This window comes from Shewanella electrica (assembly GCF_022321485.1).
Taxonomy (GTDB): domain Bacteria; phylum Pseudomonadota; class Gammaproteobacteria; order Enterobacterales; family Shewanellaceae; genus Shewanella; species Shewanella electrica.
In genome coordinates, this window is sequence record NZ_JAKOGG010000413.1 from 1 (window position 1) to 261 (window position 261).

The window sequence follows — 261 nt, forward strand, 5'->3', positions numbered from 1 at the left end:
GGGCGGTTAGGCCCCTTCGCTGTACATTGATTCTGAATGGCCTAAACTTTCTGCCATTGCACCATTGCAAAAACCAGAAGATTGACCGGTATCATTTCCATTTCCATTTAAGTTTATGTGACTAAGTAAATTTTCTACTTCACATGTCAACTTATCTACCCCACTTTCCAAAAACTGAAGCGCCTTTTCTGACATCGAATATCTTAGAGCAACTGAGTGCATCTTTTGAGATATACGCGCACATCTTAACATCGAACTTCC

1 protein-coding gene is annotated in these 261 nt (G+C 40.6%); it reads right to left on the reverse strand.

Annotated features, from left to right (window positions below):
• Positions 1–6: 6 nt before the first annotated feature.
• On the reverse strand, positions 7–261 hold a 255-nt coding region (locus L9G74_RS24340), incomplete at its 5' end, for a hypothetical protein (protein WP_238898710.1).